Annotated in this window: 26 protein-coding genes; 16 read left to right on the forward strand and 10 right to left on the reverse strand. The window is 27.8% G+C overall.

Features of this window, described 5'->3' with window-relative positions; all coding sequences use genetic code 11:
- Window positions 1–34: 34 nt before the first annotated feature.
- From polA to PB7211_RS01940, 7 genes are read left to right on the forward strand one after another with little or no spacing between them, the layout of a single operon-like run.
- Complete coding sequence (gene polA / locus PB7211_RS01910) at window positions 35–2809, forward strand: DNA polymerase I (RefSeq protein WP_008545306.1); 2775 nt, start codon at window positions 35–37, stop codon at window positions 2807–2809.
- Window positions 2810–2862: 53 nt separating this feature from the next.
- Entirely contained in the window at window positions 2863–3570 is a 708-nt protein-coding gene (locus PB7211_RS01915; RefSeq protein ID WP_008545925.1) for a response regulator transcription factor, read from the forward strand.
- Window positions 3570–5111, forward strand: a complete 1542-nt coding sequence (locus tag PB7211_RS01920; RefSeq protein ID WP_008545665.1) for a sensor histidine kinase — start codon at window positions 3570–3572, stop codon at window positions 5109–5111. Before PB7211_RS01915 ends, PB7211_RS01920 begins: the two co-directional genes overlap by 1 nt.
- Window positions 5112–5153: 42 nt before the next feature.
- The gene (gene ahcY, locus PB7211_RS01925; RefSeq protein ID WP_008545544.1) at window positions 5154–6440 is read left to right on the forward strand and encodes an adenosylhomocysteinase; all 1287 of its coding nucleotides are present in this window, start codon (window positions 5154–5156) and stop codon (window positions 6438–6440) included.
- A complete protein-coding gene (locus PB7211_RS01930; RefSeq protein WP_008545668.1) occupies window positions 6424–6879 on the forward strand; it encodes a bifunctional tRNA (adenosine(37)-N6)-threonylcarbamoyltransferase complex ATPase subunit type 1 TsaE/phosphotransferase in 456 nt (151 codons plus the stop codon). The genes ahcY and PB7211_RS01930 overlap by 17 nt, the downstream gene beginning before the upstream one ends.
- 9 nt (window positions 6880–6888) lie before the next feature.
- Window positions 6889–7839 (forward strand): phosphotransferase, encoded by a 951-nt coding sequence (locus PB7211_RS01935; RefSeq protein ID WP_008544349.1) that lies wholly within the window; start codon window positions 6889–6891, stop codon window positions 7837–7839.
- A gap of 1 nt (window position 7840) precedes the next feature.
- The gene (locus PB7211_RS01940; protein ID WP_008545931.1) at window positions 7841–8530 is read left to right on the forward strand and encodes a nucleotidyltransferase family protein; all 690 of its coding nucleotides are present in this window, start codon (window positions 7841–7843) and stop codon (window positions 8528–8530) included.
- On the opposite strand, the gene PB7211_RS01945 is transcribed toward PB7211_RS01940, so the two are convergent.
- On the reverse strand, window positions 8508–9221 hold the full coding sequence (locus tag PB7211_RS01945; RefSeq protein ID WP_008545586.1) for a 2,3-bisphosphoglycerate-dependent phosphoglycerate mutase: 714 nt from the start codon (window positions 9219–9221) through the stop codon (window positions 8508–8510). The two genes, PB7211_RS01940 and PB7211_RS01945, sit on opposite strands and share 23 nt — an antisense overlap.
- A gap of 50 nt (window positions 9222–9271) precedes the next feature.
- Between PB7211_RS01945 and PB7211_RS01950 the strand changes: the two genes are divergently transcribed.
- Window positions 9272–9871 (forward strand): transglycosylase SLT domain-containing protein, encoded by a 600-nt coding sequence (locus tag PB7211_RS01950; RefSeq protein ID WP_008546001.1) that lies wholly within the window; start codon window positions 9272–9274, stop codon window positions 9869–9871.
- Here the strand turns inward: PB7211_RS01950 and PB7211_RS01955 are convergent.
- The 4 genes from PB7211_RS01955 to msrA are packed head-to-tail and all read right to left on the reverse strand — an operon-like array spanning window position 9861 to window position 15265.
- Window positions 9861–12989 (reverse strand): efflux RND transporter permease subunit, encoded by a 3129-nt coding sequence (locus PB7211_RS01955; RefSeq protein WP_008546033.1) that lies wholly within the window; start codon window positions 12987–12989, stop codon window positions 9861–9863. The genes PB7211_RS01950 and PB7211_RS01955 overlap by 11 nt on opposite strands.
- Window positions 12990–12993: 4 nt before the next feature.
- Window positions 12994–14004, reverse strand: a complete 1011-nt coding sequence (locus PB7211_RS01960; protein WP_008544216.1) for an efflux RND transporter periplasmic adaptor subunit — start codon at window positions 14002–14004, stop codon at window positions 12994–12996.
- A gap of 3 nt (window positions 14005–14007) precedes the next feature.
- Window positions 14008–14820: a rhodanese-like domain-containing protein gene (locus PB7211_RS01965; RefSeq protein WP_008544854.1), complete on the reverse strand. Its 813-nt coding sequence runs from the start codon at window positions 14818–14820 to the stop codon at window positions 14008–14010.
- A 1-nt stretch (window position 14821) separates the two neighbouring features.
- On the reverse strand, window positions 14822–15265 hold the full coding sequence (msrA, locus tag PB7211_RS01970) for a peptide-methionine (S)-S-oxide reductase MsrA (RefSeq protein WP_008544692.1): 444 nt from the start codon (window positions 15263–15265) through the stop codon (window positions 14822–14824).
- 34 nt (window positions 15266–15299) lie between these two features.
- On the opposite strand from msrA, the gene PB7211_RS01975 reads away from it, so the two are divergent.
- Together PB7211_RS01975 and PB7211_RS01980 are read left to right on the forward strand one after the other, a co-directional pair.
- The gene (locus PB7211_RS01975; protein WP_034398821.1) at window positions 15300–16184 is read left to right on the forward strand and encodes a DMT family transporter; all 885 of its coding nucleotides are present in this window, start codon (window positions 15300–15302) and stop codon (window positions 16182–16184) included.
- On the forward strand, window positions 16177–16812 hold the full coding sequence (locus tag PB7211_RS01980) for a DNA-3-methyladenine glycosylase family protein (protein ID WP_008544989.1): 636 nt from the start codon (window positions 16177–16179) through the stop codon (window positions 16810–16812). Before PB7211_RS01975 ends, PB7211_RS01980 begins: the two co-directional genes overlap by 8 nt.
- On the opposite strand, the gene PB7211_RS01985 is transcribed toward PB7211_RS01980, so the two are convergent.
- Together PB7211_RS01985 and PB7211_RS01990 are read right to left on the reverse strand one after the other, a co-directional pair.
- Window positions 16799–17095: a DUF1330 domain-containing protein gene (locus PB7211_RS01985; protein ID WP_008545288.1), complete on the reverse strand. Its 297-nt coding sequence runs from the start codon at window positions 17093–17095 to the stop codon at window positions 16799–16801. The genes PB7211_RS01980 and PB7211_RS01985 overlap by 14 nt on opposite strands.
- Window positions 17096–17121: 26 nt before the next feature.
- The gene (locus PB7211_RS01990) at window positions 17122–17409 is read right to left on the reverse strand and encodes a DUF1330 domain-containing protein (RefSeq protein ID WP_008545642.1); all 288 of its coding nucleotides are present in this window, start codon (window positions 17407–17409) and stop codon (window positions 17122–17124) included.
- Between the two features lie 28 nt (window positions 17410–17437).
- Between PB7211_RS01990 and PB7211_RS01995 the strand changes: the two genes are divergently transcribed.
- A complete protein-coding gene (locus PB7211_RS01995; RefSeq protein ID WP_034398824.1) occupies window positions 17438–17971 on the forward strand; it encodes a phosphoribosyltransferase in 534 nt (177 codons plus the stop codon).
- A gap of 39 nt (window positions 17972–18010) precedes the next feature.
- Here the strand turns inward: PB7211_RS01995 and PB7211_RS02000 are convergent, their stop codons facing one another.
- Window positions 18011–19321 (reverse strand): NCS2 family permease, encoded by a 1311-nt coding sequence (locus tag PB7211_RS02000; protein ID WP_008545682.1) that lies wholly within the window; start codon window positions 19319–19321, stop codon window positions 18011–18013.
- A gap of 126 nt (window positions 19322–19447) precedes the next feature.
- On the opposite strand from PB7211_RS02000, the gene PB7211_RS02005 reads away from it, so the two are divergent.
- Entirely contained in the window at window positions 19448–19753 is a 306-nt protein-coding gene (locus PB7211_RS02005; protein WP_008544808.1) for a hypothetical protein, read from the forward strand.
- 43 nt (window positions 19754–19796) lie between these two features.
- On the opposite strand, the gene PB7211_RS02010 is transcribed toward PB7211_RS02005, so the two are convergent.
- Both PB7211_RS02010 and PB7211_RS02015 read right to left on the reverse strand, forming a co-directional pair.
- Window positions 19797–20243: an Hsp20 family protein gene (locus PB7211_RS02010; protein WP_008544908.1), complete on the reverse strand. Its 447-nt coding sequence runs from the start codon at window positions 20241–20243 to the stop codon at window positions 19797–19799.
- 103 nt (window positions 20244–20346) lie between these two features.
- A complete protein-coding gene (locus PB7211_RS02015; protein WP_008543999.1) occupies window positions 20347–22422 on the reverse strand; it encodes a S9 family peptidase in 2076 nt (691 codons plus the stop codon).
- A 15-nt stretch (window positions 22423–22437) separates the two neighbouring features.
- Between PB7211_RS02015 and PB7211_RS02020 the strand changes: the two genes are divergently transcribed.
- The 4 genes from PB7211_RS02020 to PB7211_RS02035 are packed head-to-tail and all read left to right on the forward strand — an operon-like array spanning window position 22438 to window position 26264.
- A complete protein-coding gene (locus tag PB7211_RS02020; RefSeq protein WP_034398827.1) occupies window positions 22438–22941 on the forward strand; it encodes a J domain-containing protein in 504 nt (167 codons plus the stop codon).
- Window positions 22942–22986: 45 nt separating this feature from the next.
- A complete protein-coding gene (locus PB7211_RS02025; protein WP_008544113.1) occupies window positions 22987–23871 on the forward strand; it encodes a dihydrodipicolinate synthase family protein in 885 nt (294 codons plus the stop codon).
- Window position 23872: 1 nt separating this feature from the next.
- The gene (locus PB7211_RS02030) at window positions 23873–25063 is read left to right on the forward strand and encodes an SAM-dependent methyltransferase (RefSeq protein WP_008546029.1); all 1191 of its coding nucleotides are present in this window, start codon (window positions 23873–23875) and stop codon (window positions 25061–25063) included.
- A 28-nt stretch (window positions 25064–25091) separates the two neighbouring features.
- Window positions 25092–26264 (forward strand): hypothetical protein, encoded by a 1173-nt coding sequence (locus PB7211_RS02035; RefSeq protein WP_008544651.1) that lies wholly within the window; start codon window positions 25092–25094, stop codon window positions 26262–26264.
- Window positions 26265–26269 lie beyond the last annotated feature (5 nt).

Below are 26269 nucleotides of genomic sequence, written 5' to 3' on the forward strand. Positions count from 1 at the left end.
GATTTTTTTACCACTGTAATATTTAATTAAATTAATGAATAAAATTCAAAAAACTGATCATTTTTATTTAATAGATGGTTCAGGATATATTTTTAGAGCATATTATGCATTACCACCTTTAACTAGAAAGAGTGATGGACTTCCAACTGGTGCAGTTAGTGGTTTTTGTAGTATGTTGTTCAAACTTCTTGAAGATTCCAAATCAGATCAAAATTTACAAAAACCAACACATTTTGCAGTAATTTTTGACTCAGCTAGAAAAACATTTAGAAATGAAATTTACAGTGATTACAAGGCAAATAGATCTGAAGCACCAGATGATCTTGCTCCTCAATTTGAATATATTAGAAAATCAGTATTAGCTTTTAATTTACCTTCAGTTGATCTCCCTAATTATGAAGCAGATGATCTAATAGCCACTTATGCTGAAAAAATATTAAAAAAAGGAGCTAAAGTTACTATTGTTTCATCAGATAAAGATTTGATGCAATTGTATAAAAAAGATGTTCGTATATTTGATCCGATGAAAAATAAATTTATTTCTGAGGAAGATATAATTAATAAATTTGGAGTTGATGCATCAAAAGTAATAGATGTCCAGTCTCTTGCAGGTGATAGTAGTGATAACGTCCCAGGAGTTCCCGGTATAGGAGTAAAAACTGCTGCCGAGTTAATTAATAAATATGGAACTTTAGAAAAACTCTTAAAGTCTGCTAATGAGATAAAGCAAAATAAAAGAAGAGAAACTCTTATTGAAAATAAAGACAAGGCTATAATTAGCAAACAACTTGTAACATTAAAACAAGACTCTCCTGTTAATAGAGACCTAAGTGAATTTAAATTAAAAAAAATAGATAAGGATAAACTATATAAATTTTTAAGAGAAATGGAGTTTAATAGATTATTGAGCTCCGCGATATCAGCTTATGGTGAGCCAAAATTATCAAGTGAAACTGTTGAAGACAAGTTAATAGAAAAGCAAAAACCAATTAGTAACAAAAATTATTTTTTAATCACTGATATAAAACAAATAGATGAATGGATTAAAGAAGCAGAGGAAACAGGTGAGTTAGCAGTGGATACAGAAACAAATTCACTAGATCCTCATCAAGCAGATTTAGTAGGAATTTCTTTGTCATCAAAAGTTGGTAAGGCTTGCTATATTCCAATTGGTCACAAGTCCTCAAAATGTATTAATAAAAATGATGTAATTAAAAAATTAAAACCTTTATTGGAAGATCCAAGTGTAAAAAAGATTGGTCAAAATATAAAATTTGATTTCATTGTTTTATTTAAACAAGGCATAGAGATGACATCAATGGAAGATACTATGTTGATGTCATATGTCTTAGATGCTGGCAAAAACCGACATAATATGGATACGCTATCTGAAATTCATTTAGGTCATAAAACAATTTCTTTTAAAGAAATAGTAGGTACTGGAAAAAAGGAGATAAATTTCAGTGATGTAGAAATTGAAAGGGCTAAAGATTATGCAGCAGAGGATGCTGATATCACTTTTCGGTTGTATAAAAAATTTTCAAAAAATTTGAAATTAGAAAAAATGATTAATATTTATGAAATTTTTGAAAAGCCATTAATAAAAATTCTTGCTTTTATGGAGATGGAAGGAGTTGAAGTAGATAATAAATTTTTAAAAACACTTTCTTCTAAATTTGAAAAAAAAATTAAAAATTTAGAAAAAGAAATTTTTAAAATATCAAAAAAGGATTTTAATATTGCATCACCCAAACAATTAGGTGAAATAATCTATAATGATCTTAAAATCGCAGAGTTAAAAAAAACTAAAAAAGGAAGTTTTGCAACAAGTGCAAGTGTTCTAGAAGATCTGGCATTTAAAGGCCATAAATTTCCTAAATTAGTATTAGATTGGAGACAAGTTTCAAAACTGAAAAATACGTATTCAGACTCACTTCCAGAACACATAAATCCAAATACTAAAAGAGTTCATACTTCATTTTTATTGGCAGCAACAACAACGGGTAGGCTTGCATCCAGTGATCCTAATTTACAAAATATTCCGATTAAATCAGAAGATGGTAGAGATATTCGAAAAGCTTTCACGTCACGAAAAAATCATTTGTTAATTTCAGCAGATTACAATCAAATAGAGATGAGAATTTTAGCTGATTTAGCTGATGTTAAAGAATTAAAAAAAGCTTTTAAGAATGATGAAGATATTCATTCTTTGACGGCTAGTCAGATTTTTAATGTTGATATTAAAAAAGTAGATCAGGACCAAAGGAGAAAAGCCAAAGCTATAAATTTTGGAATTATTTATGGGATTTCACAATATGGTTTAGCAAAGCAAATTAATGTTTCTAATTATGAGGCTGAAGAATTTTTAGATGCCTATTTTGCGAAATTTCCTGAGATTAAAATTTATATGAATGACACTATTAAATTTTGTAGAAAAAGTGGATATGTAAATAACATTTTTGGTCGTAGATCTCATTTTAATGGAATTAATGATAAAAATTTTAATGTGCGAAATTTTCAGGAACGAGCAGCAATTAATGCTCCAATACAAGGTTCTGCCTCAGAAATTATGCGTCTAGCGATGATTAGATTGAATAAAAAATTATCTGATAAAAAAAATATTCAATCTAAAATGTTATTACAGATACATGATGAATTAATATTTGAGGTTCCAAAAAATAATGAGAAAACAATGATCAAACTAATTAAAGATGAAATGGCTAGCGTTGTAAAAAGCGATCATCATTCTTTCTCAATACCATTAACTGTTGATATAAATGTTGGTGATAATTGGGGTATGCTTCATTAATTTTATAAGTTTGCCCAAATTAGAACAATTTAGTATTTTTATATTAATAAATAATGAATAAACAAACCATAGCTTTAATTGATGATGATAGAAATATTTTAACAAGTTTAAGTATTGCTCTTGAAAAAGAAGGCTTTAAAGTTCAAACGTATATAGATGGTGAAAGTGCTTTGATTGGTCTTACTAGAACCCCTCCTGATTTAGCTGTAATTGATATTAAGATGCCTAAAATGGACGGAGAGGAACTTTTAAAAAAACTTAGAAAAAAAACTTCATTACCAGTGATCTTTTTAACATCAAAAGATGATGAAATTGATGAATTATTAGGTTTAAAATTAGGAGCTGACGATTTTGTAAAAAAATCTGGAGGTTTTTCGATTAAAGTTTTGATCGAAAGAATTAGAGTTCAGTTAAGAAAAAATGATACCAATAATACATTAGAAGAAAATAAAAGTTTGATAGCACATGGACGATTAAAATTGGATCCTTCTCAACTTGAATGTGAATGGAATGATAAACAATTACCTGATAAATTAACCACTACTGAATTTTTAATTGTTAAAGAATTAGCTAAAAGACCTGGTATTATTAAAGAAAGAGCTCAGTTAATGGATATTGCTTATAGAGAAGACGTTGATATTGAGGATAGAACTATAGATAGTCACGTTAAAAGAATAAGAAAAAAATTTAAAAAAGTTGACCCTGATTTTTCAGCTATTGAAACTAGATATGGTAGTGGATATAGATGGAATGTTAGCTAATGTTTAGTATATACTTAAAAAGTTTATCAATTTTAAAAAAATTTTTATTCATAAATTTTATCATTTTTACAATTATTGGATTATTTACAATTATATATTTAAATAATATTCAGCCAAATTTAATTAAAAAAAAATCAATTAATCATATAAATATTATTAACAATACTGTCGATAATTTACTTAGATTAGAGGTAAAGTTTGTCACTGAAGATATTAGAAAATTTTTATTTTCTACAAGATTTATTTTTCAAAACTTAGATAGAGTAATTTTTTTTGATAATGACCTTAATTTAATTGGAGACACAGATACATTAGATCTTGATCCAAGAGCATTTTCAACAAGATTAAATGATATTGAATTTGAAAGTTTGAATGAAAAAAAAATTAATAAAGAAAATAAAGATAAAAGTAAAAATGTTGATGAGAAAAAATTTATTTCTTTTGAATTAATTTTAAAAAAATATGTAAGTTCAGACGAATATGGAGATCCTTTTACTTTTGCAAAAGAAGATTTTAATCAGTTTAAATTAACAACTATAAAAAATGTAACAAAGGAAGATTTAAATATTGGTTATATTTTAATCACTGAAAATGCTAATGATATTAAAGTTGCAATAGATGAACGAAAAGCATTTGTTATTAGGACGGCGATTTCAGTGGGTTTTGTAATCTTAATATTTTCTTTTGTTTTAAGTAGATATTTTATTAAACCAATACAAAATTTAGTAAGTTATACAAAAAATATTAAAGAAAAAAGCCATGAAAAATTAAGTATTGATAACTTAAAAAATAGAAATGATGAATTAGGACTTCTATCTAATTCTTTGGAAGATATGACAACTGAACTTCAAAAAAGAGTAGCTCATGCAGAAAATTTTTCAACAGATCTTGTGCATGAAATTAGAAATCCTTTAGCGTCATTGAAAAGTGCTTCTGAAATTTTAAAAGATACCAATAGTTCAGATCAAAGATTAAAATTATTAAATATACTTAGTCATGATGTTCTTAGAATTGAAAGGTTAATTACAGATTATTCTCAAATGCTAAAAGATGAAGTAGCTTTAAGTAATGAAAAGATTGAGAAAATTAATGTTGAACCAATAATTGAGTCGGTCGTAGACGACTTCAATAGTATTTATAATGTCAAGAAAGGTATTAATATAAAATATAAAAATGATGGTAAAAAAGAGTATTTCATTAATGGTATAGAAAATAGAATTGAGCAAATAATTGCGAATTTATTAGATAATTCTATCTCTTTTACCAAAAAAGGTGGAGAGATTTTAGTGGATGTCTCTTTATCGACTGATAATAAAATCATAATTAAAATTATTGATGAAGGTCAAGGTTTTAAAGAGAAAGATACGTCAAAAATATTTAATAGATTTTACAGTAATAGACCAGAAAAATTTGGAGAACACTCAGGCCTGGGTTTAAATATTGTGAAAAATTTAGTTGATTTGCATGATGGTAAAATTGTAGCATCAAACCGTCTTGATGGTGATGGTGCAATTATGGAAATTAGTTTTCCAACCTCGTAATCTCTTATTGATTAATTAACACTTAGTTATATAAGTTCTCTCATGGAAGATTTTAAAGTAAAAGACATATCGTCTGCTGAATTTGGTAGAAAAGAAATTTCAATTGCAGAAAGTGAAATGCCAGGTTTAATGGCATTACGAGAGGAATATTCAGAGTCTAAACCTTTAAATGGAGCAAGAATTATTGGATGCTTGCACATGACAATCCAAACTGCGGTACTAATAGAAACACTAGTTGCTCTAGGAGCTGACGTTAGATGGTCTTCTTGTAATATATTTTCAACACAAGACCATGCAGCTGCAGCAATTGCTAAAGCAGGTATACCAGTTTTTGCTTGGAAAGGTGAAACTGAAGAAGAATATTTATGGTGTATTAAGCAAACTATAATTGGAAAGCCAGATTGGAAACCAAATATGCTCTTAGATGACGGTGGTGATTTAACTGCAATCATGCATAACGAGTATCAAGATTTGATGAAAGATATTAAAGGTGTTTCTGAAGAAACCACAACTGGAATCAAAGCTTTAAATAAAATGGAAAAAGATAACTCACTTTTAGTGCCAGCAATCAATGTAAATGATTCTGTAACAAAATCAAAATTTGATAATTTGTATGGTTGTAGAGAAAGTTTAGTTGATGGAATTAGAAGAGCTACAGATGTTATGATGTCAGGAAAAATTGCAATTGTTGCAGGTTTTGGAGACGTAGGTAAGGGAAGTGCTGCATCATTAAGACAAAGTGGAGCAAGAGTTTTAGTAACAGAGGCTGATCCAATTTGTGCTCTTCAAGCTGCAATGGAAGGTTATGAAGTTGTTTTAATGGAAGAAGCTATTAGTCGAGCAGATATTGTTGTAACTGCAACTGGCAATAAAGACATAGTTACAGCTGATCATATGAGAGATATGAAAGATAGAGCAATTTTATGTAACATTGGTCATTTTGATAACGAAATACAAGTTGAGGCATTGAAAAATTATAAATGGACAGAGGTTAAACCACAAGTTCACGAAATAGAATTGCCAAGTAAAAAAAGAATTATTCTATTAGCAGAGGGAAGATTAGTAAATTTGGGTTGTGCTACTGGTCACCCAAGTTTTGTAATGAGTGCTTCATTTACAAATCAAGTAATTGCACAAATAGAGCTTTGGAATAATCATAAAAACTATGAAAACAAAGTTTATGTTCTTCCTAAACATTTGGATGAAAAAGTTGCAACCCTTCATTTAAAAAAAGTTGGGGCTAAACTTACTAAATTATCTAAAGAACAAGCGGACTATATAAGTGTCGGGACAGAAGGTCCTTTCAAACCAGATGCCTATCGCTATTAAAAATAGCTTAATAGATATATCATCAGAAGAGACGACCAAAGAATTAGCGAAAAATTTTTCTAATTATCTTAAAGGTGGAGAAGTAATTTTTTTATATGGAGAAATGGGGGTGGGCAAAACTACTTTTGTAAAATATTTAATTAATCAATTTCAAATGAAAAAAAGATTACAAGCAACAGAAGTAACAAGCCCAACTTTTAACATACTTAATGAATATGAGGCAGATGATTTAATTATTAAACATTATGATTTATTTAGATTAAAAGATGAATCTGAGGTTAAAAATTTAGATCTATTTGATAAAAATCAAAATACAATAACACTTATTGAATGGCCTGAGTTAATTAGTAAAGGAAATTTTGATAAGACTATAGATTTAATATTTAACTATGAAAATGAATTAAATAATAGATCTGTAAAAATCGATGGTTTAGACTGATTTTTTAATATGAAACTTTCAAAAGATTTTAAGGAAATTAAAGGAGATGCTTCTTTTAGAAAATTTTACAGAAACACCAAAAAAAATTCAATTATAGTATTTGCAAATAGAGAAAAAATTAAAAATTTATTAATTTATGACTCAATTAATAAAATCTTAATCAAAAATAACATAATAGCTCCTAAACTAATAAGTCAAAATTATAAAAAAAATTATATTGAAATACAGGATTTAGGAAAAAAAACTGTTTATCAAATATTTTCAAAAAATAAAAAAAATCAATATATAATATTTAAAAAAGCAATTAATGCTTTAAATAAAATTCAATTAATTAAAGATAAAAAAATTAAAAATTTCAGAAATAAATTTTACCTAATCAAAGATTATAAAAATAAGATTTTATTTGATGAAACAAAGTTATTTAGTTATTGGTATGTACCAAAAAGATTAAATAAAAAAAAAATCAACTCATTTAAATACAAATTTAATAAAGAAATTAAGCAATTATTATCAAATTTAAATTTTAAAAATAATACTTTTGTTCATAGAGATTTTCATGTTTCAAACCTAATCATAAACTTCAAAAATCAAATTGGATTAATTGATAATCAAGATGCTCTTTTTGGTAACAAAGCCTACGATTTAGCCTCTTTAATTGATGATGTTAGATATAAAACACCCAATTCATTAAAAGACAAAGTGTACAAATATTATTTAAAAACTAATAAACAAATTGATGCAGATAAATTCAAGAACGATTTTGATATTTTGTCAGTTCTTAGAAATCTAAAGATTATTGGAATATTTATGAGGTTGGCTGAAAGAGATAAAAAAAGAAAATATTTAAAACTTATTCCATATGCTTGGAAGATGATTGATAACAGGTTAAGTAAAAACAAAGACTTAAATAATTTGAAGTTGTTATTAGCATCACATTTTCCTAAATTTATTGCTAAGTAAAATGAGAATTAATACGGCTTTAATTTTATGTGCAGGATTTGGGAAAAGATTAAATCCGTTAACACTAGAAACTCCTAAGCCTTTAATCAAATTAAACAATATTGCAGTGCTTGAAATTTGTATTAATCTAATTGAAAATTTAGGTATACAACAAATTATTCTTAATACTTTTTATTTAAAAGATCAAATTCATGACTTTATAAATCATAAAAAGTTTAATCCTAAAATCACAATTATTGATGATGGAGAGAATATTCTTGATACAGGAGGTGGCATAAGCAATATGATGAAACATACAAATGAAGAAAATGTTTTAATATTTAATCCTGACACAATATGGGGAAAAAATTATGCCAATGAAATTATTGAAATGGAAGATATATATTTTTCAAAAAAACTTAAAAATATACTTTTATTAGTAAAAAAAGAATTAAGTTTTGATAAAAATTTAAAGGGTGATTTTGATCTAAAAGAAAATTTGATTATAAAAAATAATGAGAGTAAATTTATTTATACAGGATGCCAAATTATGAATAAAAAACTTCTTTCTAAATATAAAGATAAAAAATTTTCCATAACAAATGTATGGAATGATCTAATTGAAAAAAAAGAATTATTTGGATTTGAGACTAATAATAATTTTTATCATTTAACTGATCTTGAAACTTTTAGAAAACTACAAGGTCTTTAGCTCTTTCTTTGTCTAAGTATTTGCAATCAGTAATATTATTCTTTTTATCTAAATTTATTAATAGTGGATTTCCAGTTGGAATCTCTAATTTAGAGATTTGATTTTCATCTAATTTAAATAAGTATTTGCATAATGCTCTAATTGAATTTCCATGCGCAGAAATTAAAATATTATTTTTTGAAATTTCATTTTCAATTTCTTGTGTATAAAACTCTAATACTCTTTCATAAGTATCTTTAAGAGACTCTGTGTCTGGAATTTTATCAATTGGTATTTCTTTGTAGGCATCAATATTGATAGGATGGTGAGGATTTTTTTTATCTAATGGGTCTGGTCGTAAATCCCACGAACGTCTAAATTGATGAACTTTTTCTTCACCAAGTTTTAATTTCATTTCATCTTTATTTAAACCTGTCAGGGATCCATAGTGTCGTTCATTTAATTGCCAAGCCTCTTTTGAAACTTTTGTATCTTGCAGTGTTTGTTTTATTAATTTTAAGGTGTTTTTTGCTCTTAATTGGTAAGATGAATAATAAATATCAATATTTATATTTTTCGTTTTTATTAGTTCACCAGCTTTTATAGCTTCAGATTTACCATTTTCGGTCAAGTCTACATCAACCCAACCTGTGAATTTTTTTTCAAGATTCCATATACTTTGGCCATGTCTTACTAAAATTAAATAACTCATTTGTTAATCTTTTAATTTAATTTATAAAATATAACTACTAATAAAATTATATGAAAATTTTTAGAATTAATTTATTATTTATAGTATTGTTTTTTATTTCAGCTTGCTCTTCAGTACCGTCAAACACATCAAATAGTTGTTCAATATTTAATGAAAGGTATTTATGGTTTAAACATGCTAATAAATCAGAAAAAAAATGGGGAACCCCAGTTTATTTGCAGCTTGCTTTTATTAAAATGGAGTCAGATTTTGATTGGCTTGCCAAACCTCCTAGACAAAAACTTTTTAAAGTAATTCCATACAAAAGACCCTCAAGTTCATTTGGATACTCTCAGGCAGTTAATGGTACATGGGAACAATATAAAAAAGAGACAGGAAATAAGCTTGCAGTAAGAGCTAGGTTCAAAGATAGCGTTGATTTCATAGGATGGTACACCAGTAAATCTAGTTCTATTTTAAAAATATCTAAAACTGATGCTTTTAAACAGTATGTTGCTTATCATGAAGGATGGGGAAATTATAAACATTATAAAAAGAATAAAAAAATAATTAATTTAGCAAAAAGAGTTGAGAAACAATCTAATATTTATAAAAATCAACTTAAAGAGTGCAGTGGTTCACTAAGTAAAAATAAATATATTATTTTTTAGATAATTCTTTTTTTAACTCTAAATCAACGGAGTCTATTCTTTTTGTATTTTGAGCAAGTGTTAAATACATTGTAGGAGTTACATATAGTGTAAAGAAAGTAGAAATTATCATCCCTCCAAGTATAGTTGCTCCAACGGCTAACCTTGAGGCTTCTCCAGCACCTGGTCCAATATTTCCAATTACCAAAGGAATCATTGCTATCATGGTACTTATAGATGTCATCATAATAGGTCGAAATCTTAATTCACAAGCTTCTTTAACCGAATCTTCTATTTTCTTTCCTGTGGTTCTTATTTGATTTGCATAATCAACAATCAAAATACTATTTTTCGTTGATATACCAATCAGAATTACTAAAGCAATTTGAGAAAAAATATTTATTGAACTATTTAAAAATAAAATAAATACCAGTCCTCCAAAAACAGCTAGTGGTACAGTTAACATAATTATAAACGGATGAATAAAAGAATTAAATGTAGCAGCCATTACCAAATAAGCAGTCAGTAAACCAAGTGCAAAAATTATATAAAGTTCATTTGTTGTCTCTTTAACTTCTTCAGACTCACCTTTCCAAGTAATTTGATTAGTGGGCGCCACATCTGCCATTATATTTTCCAGATATTCAATTGCTTCAAATAAAGAATAATTTTCATTTATATTTGCAGAAATTGTTACAGCTCTTTGTCGGTCATATCTTGCTAATACTTTTGCTGATCCTTCTTCTCTTAGGTCAACTAGGTTAGACAATGAGATTAATTCTCCAGTTGTACCAGATCTTACAAACAATTTACTTAAACTATCTTTATCTTTTCTATCAATGAGATATTGCTGAAGAATAATTGGATATTCTTTACCCAATTTATTAAATGTGGTAACTCTTTTGCCACCATATAATGTCTCTAATGTTTGGCCAATTGATCTAGTCGATATTCCTAAATCTTTAGCTTTATTTTTATTGATAACTAATTTTACCTCTGGTTTATTTCTATTAAAGTCTGACTCAATTCTTGATAATCCTCTATTTCTTCTAAGTTTACTAATTACGTCATTTTGAATACTTTCTAGTTCTTCATAAGTACTTCCCAAAATTACCATTTGGACTGGTTTATTGTAATTAGATACCCTTATGGCTTGAGGTGAAATTGGAAATGCTAAAGTTTGAGGGACAGTTACTATTTTACCTATAGCTTGTCTCATTATTATCATTGTATCTTTATCTCGTTTTTTCCAGTCTTCAAGTAAAGCAATAATAATAAAACTATTAAATGAATTTGCAGAGCTTCCAAATCCTGGAACTCTCATTATAAATTTTTCATAAGGACTATTCTCAGCTTGAAGCAATGGTAGCAATCTCTTTTCTACTACCTGGGCTTTTTCTTGTGTGTAATCGAAAGAACTTCCTTCATCGGTAAATCCAATAACCAAATAAACGCCCCTGTCTTCTTTTGGAAGAAGTTCTTTGGTTGTGAACATGAATAAAGCAACAGATCCTGCAATAATTAAAATAATGAAGGTTATTATCGTTTTCTTTTTATTTAACCAATAATCTAATGTTTCTCTATAAAAATTAGAAAAACCTTGAAAAAAAACATTAAATTTTCTAACAAAAAAACCAGAGCTTGTTTTTTTATTTAGAAACTTACTTCCTAGCATTGGTGAAAGCGTTAATGCAACAAATGATGAGACAACTATAGAAAAAGATAAAGCTATAGCTGTTTCTCTAAATAAAGTTCCAGATATTCCTTTAATAAAAATTAATGGAATGAAAACAGCAAGTAAAATTAAAGTTGTTGCAATTATCGCAAAGGTAATTTGTTTAGATCCATTATATGCAGCAATCAATGGACTTTCTCCATTTTCTATTCTTCTATATATTGCATCAGTCATAATAACAGAGTCATCAGTGATAATTCCAATTGCAAGTATAAAACTAAGAAGTACAAAAATATTTATTGATAAATCAAATAGATAGATACCTAAAAATGATGCTATTAAGCTCACCGGAAGCGCTACAGCAGGAACAATCACTGCTTTTATATTTCCCAAAAATAAATAAATTATTATTACAACTAAAACAAATGCAATCGCTAAAGTTTTATAAACTTCATCTATAGCTGCTTTAACGTATGTCGCTCTATTAAATGAAACATCTAGCTTTAAACTATCAGGTAAAGTTTTTTTAACTTCTTTAATTTTTTTTTGAATTTCATTTGATAGTTCAACTGTTGATGCACCACTTTTTGCGTAAATTCCTATTCCAACTGTCTTTTGATTTAATTTATTTTTGCTTTGAGATTTAAATAATGTTTTTTCTGAGACAGGACCTAATTCCACATTTGCTACATCTGACAATCTTACAATTTGATCTTTTGTTTTTTTAATTGGTAAAAACTTTAATTCATCAATATTTGTATAAGACTTATCTAAATTAATTGTTAAATCTATATTTTCTGCTTCCAAGGTCCCAGCTGGTAAGCTTATATTTTCATTTCTAAGTGCATTTTCTACTTCTTGAATTGTCATATCATTTGCAGCTAATTTGATAGGGTCAATCCAAATTCTAACACTAAGCTCTCTAAGTCCTCCTAGTAGAATTCTTCCAACACCTTTTACACTTGAAAAAGCGTCCACTAAATACCTATCTGCATAATCACCAAGTTCTAAATCAGACCAGGTTGACGATGAAACTGAAAGCCACATTGTAGTTGTAAAACCAGCTGCTTGTTTTAATATCTGAGGAGCATCTGCTTCTGAGGGAAGATTATCGACTATTCTTGCTACTCTTTCTCTTATATCGTTTGCAGCATCGTCAAGCTCAATATCTGTGTCAAATTCAATGTTAATACTACTTCTTCCATTTTCAGATTTAGAGTCGATATTCTTTATACCTTCTGCACCTCCTATAACATCTTCTATTACTTGAGTTATTTCTTGATCAATAATTGGAGCTGATGCAGACTTATAATTAACTTTTACTTGGACTACTGGTGGCTGTAAACCATCAGGTAATTCTCTTACTGGTAATTCAGAATAAACAAATAAACCAAATACAATAAGTATTAAAGATAGAACCCAAGCTACAACTGGTCTTCTGATACTAAGTTCAGTTATATACATTCAATTATTTATTTTTACTCTCTTCTTTTTTTGAATCAGATTTTTTAAATATATTTAATTTTTTAATCCAATCAAACTTACCTTTTTTCTGTTCTATTTTATCTGCCTTGTCTTTTTTATTCCAATTTGAAGACTGTGGTTTTGAACCATATTTAATTGGATTTATTTTTCCGTTAGGTCTTGTTTTTTTCAGACCTTCGGCGACTACTGTATCACCATTTTTAAGTCCAGTTTTTACTTCTACAATTCCTTGTTTTCTTAAACCAATTTCTATTTCAGTTTTATTTACAATATTTTCTTTATTAACTTTATATACATAAACATTATTACCTTCCATAAGAAGACTGGTATCTAGAATGCTTAATGAATTTCTTTCATTATAGTTAATAGATACTTCTAATAATGAGCCAGATAAAAGTTCATTGTTTGGATTTTCAAGCCTAATTCTTACGGGCAATGATCTTTTATTGGTATCAATTCTGCTTGCAGTTGATTCAACCACTCCAGAATATTTTTTAAGATTATTTCCAGAAAATTTTATATCAGCATTTTGATTTTTTTTTACAAAAGGTGCAAATGTTTCAGGTATATCAACATCAATAAAAAGAACAGAGGTGTCTTCTAAATTTAATACGATAGAACTTTTTGATACATCAATATCATTGGAAAAATCTCTCTTACCAATAATTCCATCAAATGGAGTGACTATGTTTCTATTCTTAAGTTTAGCAATTACATCTCCAGCTTTAACTTTTGTGTTATATTTAATAGGTTCTAAAATTTCATATTTTTCAATATTATAAGATTTTATCTGAGCTGGTACTGCGGTACCAAAGGTTTCAATTGTGTTTTGAAATAATTTTTGCTCAACAACCTTTACAATTATTCCTGGAGGGGGTCTTTTGCTAAATTTTTTTTTAAAGTGATTACCAATCATTGTTCTAGCAATGATTACTGCTGCAATGATAAAAAAGAAGATTAATATTATTGATATAATTTTGGTTGATCTTTTCATATTTTAACTTTTTCCATACTCTGACCATGAACCATCATAGATAGTCGGCATATACTTATCATTTATTAATGAATAAGCTAGTGCCAATACACTTGCAGTTACTCCTGAACCACACGAAAATACAATATTTTGATTTAGATCTAAATTAAATAACCTAAATTGGGCTTTGATTTTATCTTTACTTACAAAAGTATGATCATCATTTATTAATTCAGAAAAAGGTAAGCAAAAAGAATTTTTTATTGACCCACTTCTTAGACCTTTTCTAGGTTCTGGAACTTTTCCTTCAAATCGCTCCCTACTTCTTGCGTCAACAACTATAAATTCATTTAAAGTAATATTTTTATCTATTTCTTGTTTATTTTTTACTAATTTATTATTTTCAATAGCTTTATAATTCGAAACTGTTGTGGGTATTATTTCATTATTTGTAATTTTATTTTCAATTTTCCATTTATTTAAGCCTCCATCTAAAACATGAACAAGTTTGGGATCATGCCCAAAATAAATTAAATTATACCAACATCGACAAGAACTTATTACATCTGAATTATCATAAATTACTATTTCATCTTCATTTGAAATACCCATACTATTCATAATTAATTCCCAGGAATTAATATCGGTCAACATATGTGGTAAATCTGTATTTATCTTTGAATTTTTATCTAAATCAAAAAAAATTGCATTGGGTATGTGATCTTTTTTATATTCCTCAAAACCATTTCTTTGAGCTTTTGGCATGTGCCATGAGCAATCTATTATTTTTACATTATCAATGTTCTTCTCTAACCAATCTGAACTGACTAAGGACATCTTATCTTTTTTCTAAATATTTTTGGTGATATTCTTCAGCTGGACAATAATTTTTGACTACTGAAATTTTAGTTACAACTTTTCCAGATAATTTTTTATTTTCTTCATTTAATATTTTTTCTGCTATTATCTTCTGTTTATCGTTTAAGTAAAAAATTTCACTTCTATATTGTGTCCCAAAATCTGGACCTTGAGAGTTTAAAGTTGTTGGATCATGAAATTCAAAAAAATATTTTATTATTTCTTCATATGATATTATTTCAGGATCAAAATCTAACTTTACTACTTCAGCATGATTTGTTTCACCCGTGCAAACTTCTTTGTAACTAGTTTGAACATTATTACCACCACAATATCCTACTTCAGTTTTAATCACTCCATCCAGTTTACTAAACTTTATTTCTGGACCCCAAAAACATCCCAAACCTAAAATTGCTATTTCCATTTATTATTCTGTAAATTAATCTATAAGTTATTCTATGCTCTCTAAAAATCAATTAGGCTTTTTGTACATGTTTATGTCTGTATGTGCATTTTCAGTCATGGATTTAATTGTAAAATGGTCTGAACATTATCCATTGGGACAAGTTTTGTTTTTTCGAGGTTTTTTTGGAGTAATTATATATTTTTTCATAATGCCAAGAGAAAGAATAAAAAATTTTTATCAAACTAAAAGAATTGGTTTACATTTTTTAAGATGTCTTTTTGGACTAATAGCTTTAATTGCCATATTTATTGCTTTACGTAATTTGCCATTAGCTACAGTTGTAAGTATTTCTTTTGCAGCTCCAATTTTTACAACAATTTTTTCAATTTTTTTTTTAAGTGAAAAAGTAGGTTTTTACAGATGGTTGGCAGTGCTAATTGGTTTTATTGGAATTATAGTAATTACGGAACCAGGTTTTGATTCTTTAAATATATACTACATATATCCAATAATTTTTTGTTTAGGTTTATCTTATGTTGCTATTGCAATTAGACAATTATCAACAACAGAACCAGTCTGGCTAATTTCTTTATATTTTTCAGCTGCTATTACTTTAGCTAGCCTTTTCACAGTACCATTTGGCTGGGTAATGCCAAATATTAAAGATTTAATATTACTTTGTATGATTGGTTTTTTAGGAGGTTTTGCAAACTTATGGCTTGGACAGTCATTTAAGTTATCAGAGGTTTCGCTTGTGTCTCCACTTAAATACTTAGCATTAGTTTTTGGAATAATTTTTGGTTACTTCATATGGGATGAAGTTCCAACTATAAAAACATTGTTAGGAGCTATGTTAGTAGTTTTTTCTTCATTAATTATCTTGAGAAGAGAAATCCATTATAAAGAAAAAATTCCATCAACAACAAGACATGAGTAAAGTACCAAAATATTGGAGTTCAGCAAAAAAATATTTATCTAGAAATGATAAAGTTATGAAATATTTAATTCAAAAATATTCTGAACCATCTGAAGTTACCCTTACTTCAAGAAAAGATATTTTCTATTCATTATGTAAAAGTATTATAGGTCAACAGATTAGTGTAGCTGCTGCTAATTCTGTATTTTTAAAATTTAAAAAAAAATGTAAAAATAAAATTAATGCTAAAACAGTTTATAAGTTAACAGTTACTCAATTAAAAAGTTGTGGATTAAGTAGACAAAAAGCAAAAGGTATTAAAAGCTTAGCCAAACAAACATTGAATAAAACATTTGACTCAAAACTTATTCCAAAAATGTCAGATGAAGAGGCAATAATATATTTATCTAAGCTTAGACAAATTGGAAGATGGTCTGCAGAAATGATTTTATTATTCACTTACAATCGATCAAATATTTGGCCTATACAAGATATTGGTTTATTGCGAGCAATCTCTAAAAATTATAAAAAAGAATATTTACCACCAGAGAAATATGTGAATTTATTATACAAAAGATTTTCTCCATATTGTTCTGTTGCAACTTGGTATTTGTGGAGAAGTATAGATCCTGAACCTATTCAGTACTAAATCCTTCAACTACCTGCATATGTCTAACAGTTGTATTTTTTGCTAGATCCCAACCAGCCAAATACTCTTTAGAATTATGACATTCGATAGCTTTTTCATAACTTGGAAATTCCCAAACAACTGTTCTTGAAAAATCATCTCCTTCAAATGTTTCGTGTTTTCCACCTCTAATAATGGGAACTCCACCAAAGCTTTTAATAACTGGTATTGCAACTTCTGAGTATTTTTTTAAATTGTCCAGATTTTTAACTTTTGTATATAAACTGATCCAATAAGCTTTCATAATATATCCTTTTAATAGTATTAATATTAACTACCTTCAACTATCTGATGGTGTCTCTCAGCGTGACCTATCAGAATATTGTGTGCTTCTTTATAATCTTTAGAGTCATAACATTCTATAGCAGTATTATAATCAGGAAACTCTACAACGACAGTTCTTGGTGAGTTAATTCCATCATTAGTTCTATTTTTTCCACCCCTAATTATGAATTTTCCAGAAAACTTTTCTACTGCAGGCTTAGCTTTTAAAGCATAGTCTTTCAGCTTTTCTTCATTATGAATTTTTTCATATATACATACCCAATATCCTTTCATGATAACTCCTTTTTAAAATATTTTAATTATGTTAATAAATTTCATGGCAGATAAATTAATTATTAGCTTTGAAGAATATACTAAAATTGTTGAGAAATTAGCAATACAAATACACAATGAATATAAGCCAACAGTTCTTGTTGGTATCATGAGAGGTGCAGCACCAATACTCGATATCTTATCAAGAATATTAAAATTACCCATCGCGTATATTGTTATTCAAAGTTACTCAGGAGAAGGGATGGAGGACAAACAAGGTCAATTAATGTTTGCTAGGGAAATTAGCTCTTTAGCTGAGAATAAAGATTACAATAAAGTTCTTTTGATTGATGATCTTTCAGATACAGGTTTAACGTTAAACAAAAGTATAGAGTGGTTAAAAAATTATGCCCCAACAAAAGATTATATCAAAGAAGTTAAAACAGCTTGTTTATGGAAAAAAAAATCATCTACATTTGAACCAGATTTTTGTCCTGTAAAATTAGATGGAGACCCATGGATTGTTCAACCAACTGAACACTATGAAGAATTATCTATTGAAGAAATTATTAAAAAGAATTAACTAATAGGGCTAGAAGGAACTAGCCCTATTAAATTATTTTTAAGCAACCGCAAAACTCATAACACTAAGTATCGCAATAACCCAAATTGCTGGTGAAGTGCTTGAAAACTTTCCAGTAAATAACTTGATTAAAGCATAAGATACAAAAGCTAAAGCAATACCATTACTAATGCTGTAAGTTAGAGGCATTGCAATCATTGCAAGTATAGCGGGGGCTGACTCTGATATATCGTTCCATTCAATGTCAGTAATATTTCTAATAAATAAAACTGAAACAAAAAGTAAAGCTGCACCATCAATTTGTTTTGGTAAACTTGTTGCTAAAGGCGCAAAAAATATACACGCTAAAAATAGCAAACCAATTACAAGAGATGTCATCCCAGTTTTTCCACCAGCTTTAACACCAGCTCCAGACTCAACATAACTTGTAACAGTTGTAGTTCCCATCATTGCACCCGCAACTGTACCAACACTATCAGACAACATAGCTTTATTGATGTCTTGAACTTTTCCCTGTTTGTCAACCTTACCTGCAACGTTTGCAACTGAAGTTAACGTTCCAGCTGTATCAAAAAAGTCAATGAACAATAAAGTAAATATTACAGTAGACATTCCAGCAGTCATTGCTGCTGATAAGTCAAACTCAAATAAATATGTCATTGGTGGTGGCGAACTTGCTATACCATTAAATTTAGCAAGACCTGTTGCCCACGCAATGATACTAAATACTAAAATTCCTATAATAATATTTCCCTTTACATTCATTTTTTCTAATACGATAATTGCAATGAAAGTTGCACAACCTAATAATACTAAAGGGTTACTTAAGTCTCCTAGTTGAACTAATGTTACTGGATTATCTACAACAACTTCCATTATTTGAAGACCAATTATTGCTAAGAACAATCCTATTCCAGCTCCAATACCTAATTTAAGACTTTTAGGAATAGAGTTAATTAGCCAAGCTCTAATAGGTGTAAGAGATATAATTAAAAATAATACACCAGCAACTAATACTGCACCCAAAGCTTCCTGGGGAGTGTAGCCCATTCCTGCACAAACTCCAAAAGCAACAAAGGCGTTAATTCCCATACCTGGTGCTAGTCCAATAGGCCAAGTTTTTCCATAAAAAGCCATTATAAAACATGCTAACGCTGTCGCTAATATTGTTGCGGTATACACTGCGCCGAAATCAAAGAAACCTTTTTCGGGTCCGGCAAATTCTCCCGATAAGATAAATGGATTTAAAAACATTATATAAGCCATAGTTAAGAACGTAGTTGTTCCAGCTATTACTTCTGTTTTGAAATCTGTTTTGTGTTTTTTATAATTAAAATAATTATCAAGCATTTTTCCTCCTAATATGAGTTAAATAAGCGATTCTGATAATAAATACCCTTTAAAACTATTGTTTATTCACAAATTACAACTGAGAAGTTTATAATTATGCCATAATTGAGTTGTTATTATCTATTTATGCAAAACTGTAAATTTATTTTATTTTCATTTTTAATGCTTTTAATGATTACTGGTTGTCAAACGATCAAAGATAAAACAGATGCAATCGTTGAAAAAGAAAATGAAAAACTTAGCAAATATATTAGTAAGCCTGCAAGCGTTTTACAAATGGATTTAGGAAAACCTGATGAGGATTTTAAAAATGCAAAAGGTAATTTTGAATTAATTTATAATACAAAAAAATATGGAATCCCTTGCGAGAGAAGATTTGAAATAAATTCAGATAACATTGTTATAGGGTTTGTATCTAACGGTTGTTTTTAAAAATATTACTTGCGAGGAAAAATCCCCGCAAGCAAGGTTTAACTTATTTAATTTCAATAAGTTTTTTCTTTTTATGTTCTGGAATTATTCTTTCACAAGATATTGTTAAAAGACCATCTTTTAATGCAGCACCATTTACTTTTACATCATCAGCGATTGTAAATGATCTTACAAATTGTCTTTGAGAGATACCTTTATGTATAATTTCTCCATCAACATTACTTTCTTCTGATTTATTAACTTGTTTAGTTCTTACAGTTAATAAATTATCTTCAAACTCTACCTCAACATCATTTTTGTTAAAGCCAGCTAAAGCCACTTCAATAGCATAATTATCTTTACCAGTTTTTCTGATGTTATAAGGAGGATAATTTGACTGCATTGTCAAATTCCCATTTCCTAACATATTTTCGAATTGGTCAAACATGTCGTCAAAACCAATTGAAAAAGGTCTTAGTGAGTTAAAGATAGATAGATCCTTACTTGTCATAATATTCTCCTTTGTTAAGCAAGTTTATTTTATGTAAACCCCATTAGGCGACTTACAAAAGTTATATGGTAATTATTTTAAAAATTTCAAGATTGAAAAAAAATTAAATTTTTTCAGCAATTTTTAATGCAAAAGCATAATCAATAGCAATTTCTTCTATGGCCCCATCTCTTCCAGATTTTCCTCCATGACCAGCATTCATTTCAGTTTTTAATAGAAGTAAATTATTGTCAGTTTTATATTCTCTCAATTTAGCTGTAAATTTTGCAGGCTCATCAAACAAAACCCTATTATCACTTAAGCTAGTAGTAATTAGTATATGTGGATAATCCATTTTTTTTATATTGTTGTATGGAGCATAAGAAAATATGTAGTCAAAGTGCTCTTTGTTATCTTTTGCATTGCCAAACTCATCAAATTCGCCAACTGTTAAAGGCAAAGAATGATCAAGATTAGTTGTTAAAGAATCTACAAATGGTACAGCCATAATAATTCCTAAAAATAATTCTGGTGCCTGATTTACAACTGCACCCATTAATAATCCACCAGCTGACCCACCCATACCGATTATTTTTCCTTTAGATGTGTAATTATTTTTTATCAAATATTTTGCTGCGTAGATGTAATCTTCAAAAGTATTTTTTTTATTCGTAAGTTTTCCTTCTTTCCACCATTTCATTCCTTTTTCCATACCACCTCTGATATGTGCTGTGGCCCATATAATATTTCTATTGATTAAACTTAATCTCGTAGAAGAAAAACCAGGACTCATTGAATTTCCATATGAACCGTATCCATAAAGTAATAAATTTGCCGAACCATCAGTTTTGGTATGTTTATGCCGGGTTATTGTAAGCGGAACCAATCTACCATCGTGAGATTCGTACTCTATTCTTTCAACTATATAATCTTCAGGATTATGCCCTGAAGGTATTTCTTGTTCTTTTACAAGTTTTTTTGATTTATTAGATAAATTATATTTATAAACTCTAGAAGGAGTTTTTGGAGATGAATATCCAAGATGTACTTCATCTGTATCTCTATCTTTTTGAGTTAAAGAAATACCAGGGACATAAATATTTTCATCTGAAAATTTTAGCTCTTCTTCGATGCCAGATGTGATGTTTCTTACAAACAGTTTATCTAATGCATTAGAAGTTTCAGATCGAATAATCCAATTTTTTAAAAAAGTACATCCTCCAATTAAAACTTCATTTCTAGCTGGAATGAAGGTTTCCCATTTTTGATCTGACAAACTATCAGTTACATCGATTTTAAAATCCTCTGCATTTTTATTAGTATGATTATAAAATTTGTTATCCCAAGAGCTTACTGAATAAATTACCCCTTTTTCTCTTTGCATTATCAATTTTGGTGAAGGTTTTTCTTCATCAACCCCAAAATAATATTGTTCTGAGGTATTATGATCTGAAGTATTTATAAAGTAATATTTTTCATCAGAACTTAAACTAATACCAACTGTAAATGCCTCACTCTTTTCCTCAAAAATTAATTCATCTTCATCATTAAATTTTCCAATTTCATGTCTAAAGATTTTTCTTGCTCTATGATTTTCATCAAGTTTAGAATAAAAAATATATTTATCATCCAAACTAAAAGTAACACCACCTGATGTTTCAGAAATTTCTTTTGTAATAATATTATTAGTTTTGATTTCCCTTATAAAAATTGTGTAATATTCTGAACCTTTCGTGTCTAAAGAATAACCCAGATATTTATCATTATTGCTAACCTCTAAATCTCCAACACCAAAATATTCAACGCCTAGTTTTTCTTTTTCATTATCTCCGTTCCAAATTTCTTCAATTAAGTCACTACCAATTTTTTTTCGTAATTTAATTGAATAATTTCCAGTTTCAGTAGTTTTAGTCCAATATTCATAAGTATGATCTTTGTATGGAAGGGACTCATCATCAAGTTTAATTCGACCTTTAATTTCGTTAAACAGATCTTTTTGCAAAGTTTTTGTATTATTTAAATGATGATCGGTATATTCATTCTCTTTTTCCAAATATTCTCTTACCTCTGGCAAAAGTTTATCTTTATCTCTTAAAACTTCTAAGATATTTTCTTGATGTATCCAGCTATAATTGTCTTCCCATGTAACATTATGACAAGATTTTAATTCTGGTTTTTTTCTTAGATATGGTATTTTCATGTAATAAGGAATTATATGAATATCATTATTTATACAGTGTTAATTTTGACTATTTTATATTTTTTCCTAAGATTTTTTGCCAGTATTAACTCAAAAAAAATATCTAAAAGCCTCAGAATATTACTTTTTATAGGATTAATTATTTTTGCAGTTTTATTTGCTATTGCAGGTAAATTTTTATTAACTTTACCATTAACAATTGCAAGTTTAGCCTTGTTGAAATTAAAGGGTCTTTCTTTGTTTCAATTAATTTCATTATATAGATTGATACAAACTTTAAGAAATACTGGAAGATTTTCATTTAATAATAAAAATAGTTCTAACGTTTCTTCAATGACAACTTTAGAAGCTTATAAAATACTTAATTTAGAACCCTCAGAAAATTTAACTAAAGAAATGGTAAATAAAGCTTATGTCAATATACAAAAGAAAATTCATCCCGACATTTCACCTGAAACTGCAAGACTTTCAGCAATAGTCAATGAAGCAAAAGAAGTAGTTTTAAAAGATTTATCTTAAATTATTTAATCTTTACTAAATTTTTTTTTTAGACTAATTTTATTTATGAGTAAGATTAAGGGTGTATATGCAGCTTCGATGTCAGTAATTAATAAAAATTTGACATTAAACGTTAAAGAAACAATTAACCATGCTGAAATGGTTATCGATCAAGGATGTCATGGTGTGGCAGTTTTTGGTAGTACGGGGCAAGCTCAATTAATACCTGTTGCAGAAAAAATTAATTTATTAAATGAGCTATCCACAAGTAAGTATAGAGAAAAATATATAATTGGTACTGGCTTAAATTCGTTAGGTGAAACAATTAATTTAATGAATGTTGCTAAATCTTTAGATTTTAAAAGATTTTTAATTATGCCACCAGCATATTATAAATATGATGATAATGATGTCATAAATTTTTATTCAAAAATAGTTGAGTCAATTCCTGAAAGCGAAATAATTCTATATAATTTTGAAAAATTATGTGGTTATAAATTTAGTATAGAATGTGTTGAAAAATTAGTTAAAAGATTTCCTGATCAAATTGTTGGAGTAAAAGATAGTTCTTATAATCTTTTTGAAAATTTAAAATTAGAAAATTTTTCAATTTTACCTGGCTCTGAGTCAAAATTATTAAAAGGTCTTGAATTAGGGTGTTCTGGAATTATAACTGCAACTTGTAATGCTACCGCTGAATTAGCAAGAAAAGTTTATGATGATTTTATTGCTCAAAATGAGCAAACTGATAATCAAAAATTATGCGACGTAAGAATTTCATTTGAAAAATATAATTTAATTTCAGGACTTCATACTTACTTTGGTAAATATAACCAATCTTATTTGAATGTGTTGCCACCTCTAAATACTTTAAATTCCCAAGATGAAAATGAATTGATAAAGAGCTTAGAAAAATTTAATTTTTCAATTAAATCATTAATGGCAGCATAAAATGCAATTAGCAAGATTCTTAAATAGTGTTTTTAAGAACGATGGTTTTATTTTAGTCGACGCAAATTCTAAAAATTATATTATAGGATCGCCAAAAAACAATAAACCAATCAAAGTTAAAATTTTAGATAAAAAACTTCATTACAAACTATTATTACATCCGGATTTATATTTTGGAGAAGCCTATACAAATGGCGATATTATAATTGAAAATGGAAGTTTAAGTGAATTCTTAGATTTGGCACTAATGAATTTTGGAAGGAATGAACTCAACTTTTTTAGTTATTTGATAAATAGATTAAGAGGTTCTTATAGATATTTAACCAATTTTAATTTCATTAAGAAATCTAAAATGAATGTTTCACATCATTATGATATTTCAGATGATCTTTACGATTTATTTTTAGATCCTAAGAGACAATATTCTTGTGCATATTTTAAAAAAGAAACAGATACACTTGAGGAAGCTCAGAATAATAAGATTCAACATATAATAAAAAAACTTAACATTAAAACTAATCAAAAAGTTTTAGATATTGGTTGTGGCTGGGGGTCTTTGGCAATTGATATTGCCAAAAGCGCTAACTGTGAGGTTACTGGAATCACATTGTCTGAAAATCAATTGAACTATTGCAGGAAAAAAGCAAAAGAACTTAATTTAGAAAATCAGTTAAATTTTAAATTAATAGACTATAGAGAACTTAATGAAAAATTTGATAGAATTGTAAGCGTTGGAATGTTTGAGCATGTTGGCAGAAAGTTTTATAAAAAATTTTTTAAACAAATTGATAAATTACTTAATGAAGATGGAATATCCTTAATTCATACCATAGGATCTGTTAATCCACCAAGAGACCCGCATCCATGGATCACCAAATATATATTTCCTGGTGGTTATACTCCAAGTTTGAGCGAGGTAACCACACCTATTGAAAAAGCGGGGTTAATAGTAGCTGATATTGAAGTATTGAGACTTCATTATTCTCATACACTTAGACACTGGAAAGAAAATTGTATGAATAACAAAGAAAAAATTATTCAAATGTTTGATGAAAAATTTTTTAGAATGTGGGAATTTTATTTAGCAGGATGCGAGATGGCATTCAAATGGGGAGATCAGGTTGTATATCAATTTCAACTAACAAAAAATTATACATCAACTCCTGTCACAAGAGACTATATTTATCAATAATTTATTGATAGAACTAGCTTTCTTGAAAATGAAAAAAAAGAAAAAAAAATCGAAAAAATTAAAAACATCAAAAAATCGAGTAAAGAACAAAACTAATAAAAAGATAAAATCAAAAAGTAGGAAAGTAAAAAAAATCAAATCAAGATTAAAAAAAAATAATAAAAGATTAAAAAAAAAATCAACAAAACCTAAAGTTCCAAAAAAACAAAATTTCATTTTAAAAGTAATTAATTTCCAAAATTCTTTAAAACCTGAGATAAATTTTAAAATAAATTTTAGTTTTGAAAAATATATTCAAGCATTTTTCGATAAAATTGCATCAACGATTTTTCAGTATAAAATTCTCAAAAAAGACGAAGAGAGAAGATTAAAATTAGAAAAACAAGAAAGAGAGAGACAGGAAAAAATTGAAATTGCAAAAGAAAGGCAAAAAGAACAAGAATTAAAAGTTAAATTAAAAGAGCAAGCTTTAAAAGATGAGGTTAAATTAGAAAAGCAAAGAGCTAAGGACATAAAGTTATTTCTCAGAAAAGAGCAGGCTATATTAAGAATTGAACAAGCAGAAAAACAAAAACAATTTTTAAAACAATTAAGATTAGAAAAACAGATTGATAAATTTAGAGTAAGAGAAGTTAAAGAATTAGAAAAACTTGAGAAAATATCTCTAAAAGAAAAAAGAGACGACTATGCTGGTCTACAAAAAAGAATAGAACAATTAAAAGAAAAGTACCGAATAATAAGAGATCAAAAGATAAGAGAAAGAGTAGAGGCTTTAGGTGTTAAAATTCAAGGTGATGAAGATAGAGAAACATTATTAAAAAAAGAAAAAGAATATACTTTAGCAAGACAAAAAATTGAATTTGCTCTTGAAAGTTTTTTTAGAAGTGCCAGTAGTTTAGTTTTTCAATTAAATAAAAGACACATTACAAGACATATGTCTATTTTTAGATGCATTGATAGAAGATTTGAAACAGGAGAGATTTTTGTAAAATGGGACGAGTCCGTTGATGATGAATGGTTATTATTAATTTATATAAAAAATAATTCACCTAATGAAGGAATAGTTATTGAGGATAAAACAAATCCAGAAAAAAATATTTCTCACGAATTTAAAAATAATGAAATTTTTAAGGCTTCAGACACAATGGTTGATTCTTTAACCCAATTAATTGCAAGAAAAAGAGCCAAAAATACCAATTAAAATTT

Source organism: Candidatus Pelagibacter sp. HTCC7211, assembly GCF_000155895.1.
GTDB lineage: Bacteria > Pseudomonadota > Alphaproteobacteria > Pelagibacterales > Pelagibacteraceae > Pelagibacter.

Bases quoted from the DNA above. Each gene is read 5' to 3' on its own strand.
- polA (WP_008545306.1), top strand. From the start codon at position 35: ATGAATAAAATTCAAAAAACTGATCATTTTTATTTAATAGATGGTTCA.
- PB7211_RS01915 (WP_008545925.1), top strand. From the start codon at position 2,863: ATGAATAAACAAACCATAGCTTTAATTGATGATGATAGAAATATTTTA.
- PB7211_RS01920 (WP_008545665.1), top strand. From the start codon at position 3,570: ATGTTTAGTATATACTTAAAAAGTTTATCAATTTTAAAAAAATTTTTA.
- ahcY (WP_008545544.1), top strand. From the start codon at position 5,154: ATGGAAGATTTTAAAGTAAAAGACATATCGTCTGCTGAATTTGGTAGA.
- PB7211_RS01930 (WP_008545668.1), top strand. From the start codon at position 6,424: ATGCCTATCGCTATTAAAAATAGCTTAATAGATATATCATCAGAAGAG.
- PB7211_RS01935 (WP_008544349.1), top strand. From the start codon at position 6,889: ATGAAACTTTCAAAAGATTTTAAGGAAATTAAAGGAGATGCTTCTTTT.
- PB7211_RS01940 (WP_008545931.1), top strand. From the start codon at position 7,841: ATGAGAATTAATACGGCTTTAATTTTATGTGCAGGATTTGGGAAAAGA.
- PB7211_RS01945 (WP_008545586.1), bottom strand. From the start codon at position 9,221: ATGAGTTATTTAATTTTAGTAAGACATGGCCAAAGTATATGGAATCTT.
- PB7211_RS01950 (WP_008546001.1), top strand. From the start codon at position 9,272: ATGAAAATTTTTAGAATTAATTTATTATTTATAGTATTGTTTTTTATT.
- PB7211_RS01955 (WP_008546033.1), bottom strand. From the start codon at position 12,989: ATGTATATAACTGAACTTAGTATCAGAAGACCAGTTGTAGCTTGGGTT.
- PB7211_RS01960 (WP_008544216.1), bottom strand. From the start codon at position 14,004: ATGAAAAGATCAACCAAAATTATATCAATAATATTAATCTTCTTTTTT.
- PB7211_RS01965 (WP_008544854.1), bottom strand. From the start codon at position 14,820: ATGTCCTTAGTCAGTTCAGATTGGTTAGAGAAGAACATTGATAATGTA.
- msrA (WP_008544692.1), bottom strand. From the start codon at position 15,265: ATGGAAATAGCAATTTTAGGTTTGGGATGTTTTTGGGGTCCAGAAATA.
- PB7211_RS01975 (WP_034398821.1), top strand. From the start codon at position 15,300: ATGCTCTCTAAAAATCAATTAGGCTTTTTGTACATGTTTATGTCTGTA.
- PB7211_RS01980 (WP_008544989.1), top strand. From the start codon at position 16,177: ATGAGTAAAGTACCAAAATATTGGAGTTCAGCAAAAAAATATTTATCT.
- PB7211_RS01985 (WP_008545288.1), bottom strand. From the start codon at position 17,095: ATGAAAGCTTATTGGATCAGTTTATATACAAAAGTTAAAAATCTGGAC.
- PB7211_RS01990 (WP_008545642.1), bottom strand. From the start codon at position 17,409: ATGAAAGGATATTGGGTATGTATATATGAAAAAATTCATAATGAAGAA.
- PB7211_RS01995 (WP_034398824.1), top strand. From the start codon at position 17,438: ATGTTAATAAATTTCATGGCAGATAAATTAATTATTAGCTTTGAAGAA.
- PB7211_RS02000 (WP_008545682.1), bottom strand. From the start codon at position 19,321: ATGCTTGATAATTATTTTAATTATAAAAAACACAAAACAGATTTCAAA.
- PB7211_RS02005 (WP_008544808.1), top strand. From the start codon at position 19,448: ATGCAAAACTGTAAATTTATTTTATTTTCATTTTTAATGCTTTTAATG.
- PB7211_RS02010 (WP_008544908.1), bottom strand. From the start codon at position 20,243: ATGACAAGTAAGGATCTATCTATCTTTAACTCACTAAGACCTTTTTCA.
- PB7211_RS02015 (WP_008543999.1), bottom strand. From the start codon at position 22,422: ATGAAAATACCATATCTAAGAAAAAAACCAGAATTAAAATCTTGTCAT.
- PB7211_RS02020 (WP_034398827.1), top strand. From the start codon at position 22,438: ATGAATATCATTATTTATACAGTGTTAATTTTGACTATTTTATATTTT.
- PB7211_RS02025 (WP_008544113.1), top strand. From the start codon at position 22,987: ATGAGTAAGATTAAGGGTGTATATGCAGCTTCGATGTCAGTAATTAAT.
- PB7211_RS02030 (WP_008546029.1), top strand. From the start codon at position 23,873: ATGCAATTAGCAAGATTCTTAAATAGTGTTTTTAAGAACGATGGTTTT.
- PB7211_RS02035 (WP_008544651.1), top strand. From the start codon at position 25,092: ATGAAAAAAAAGAAAAAAAAATCGAAAAAATTAAAAACATCAAAAAAT.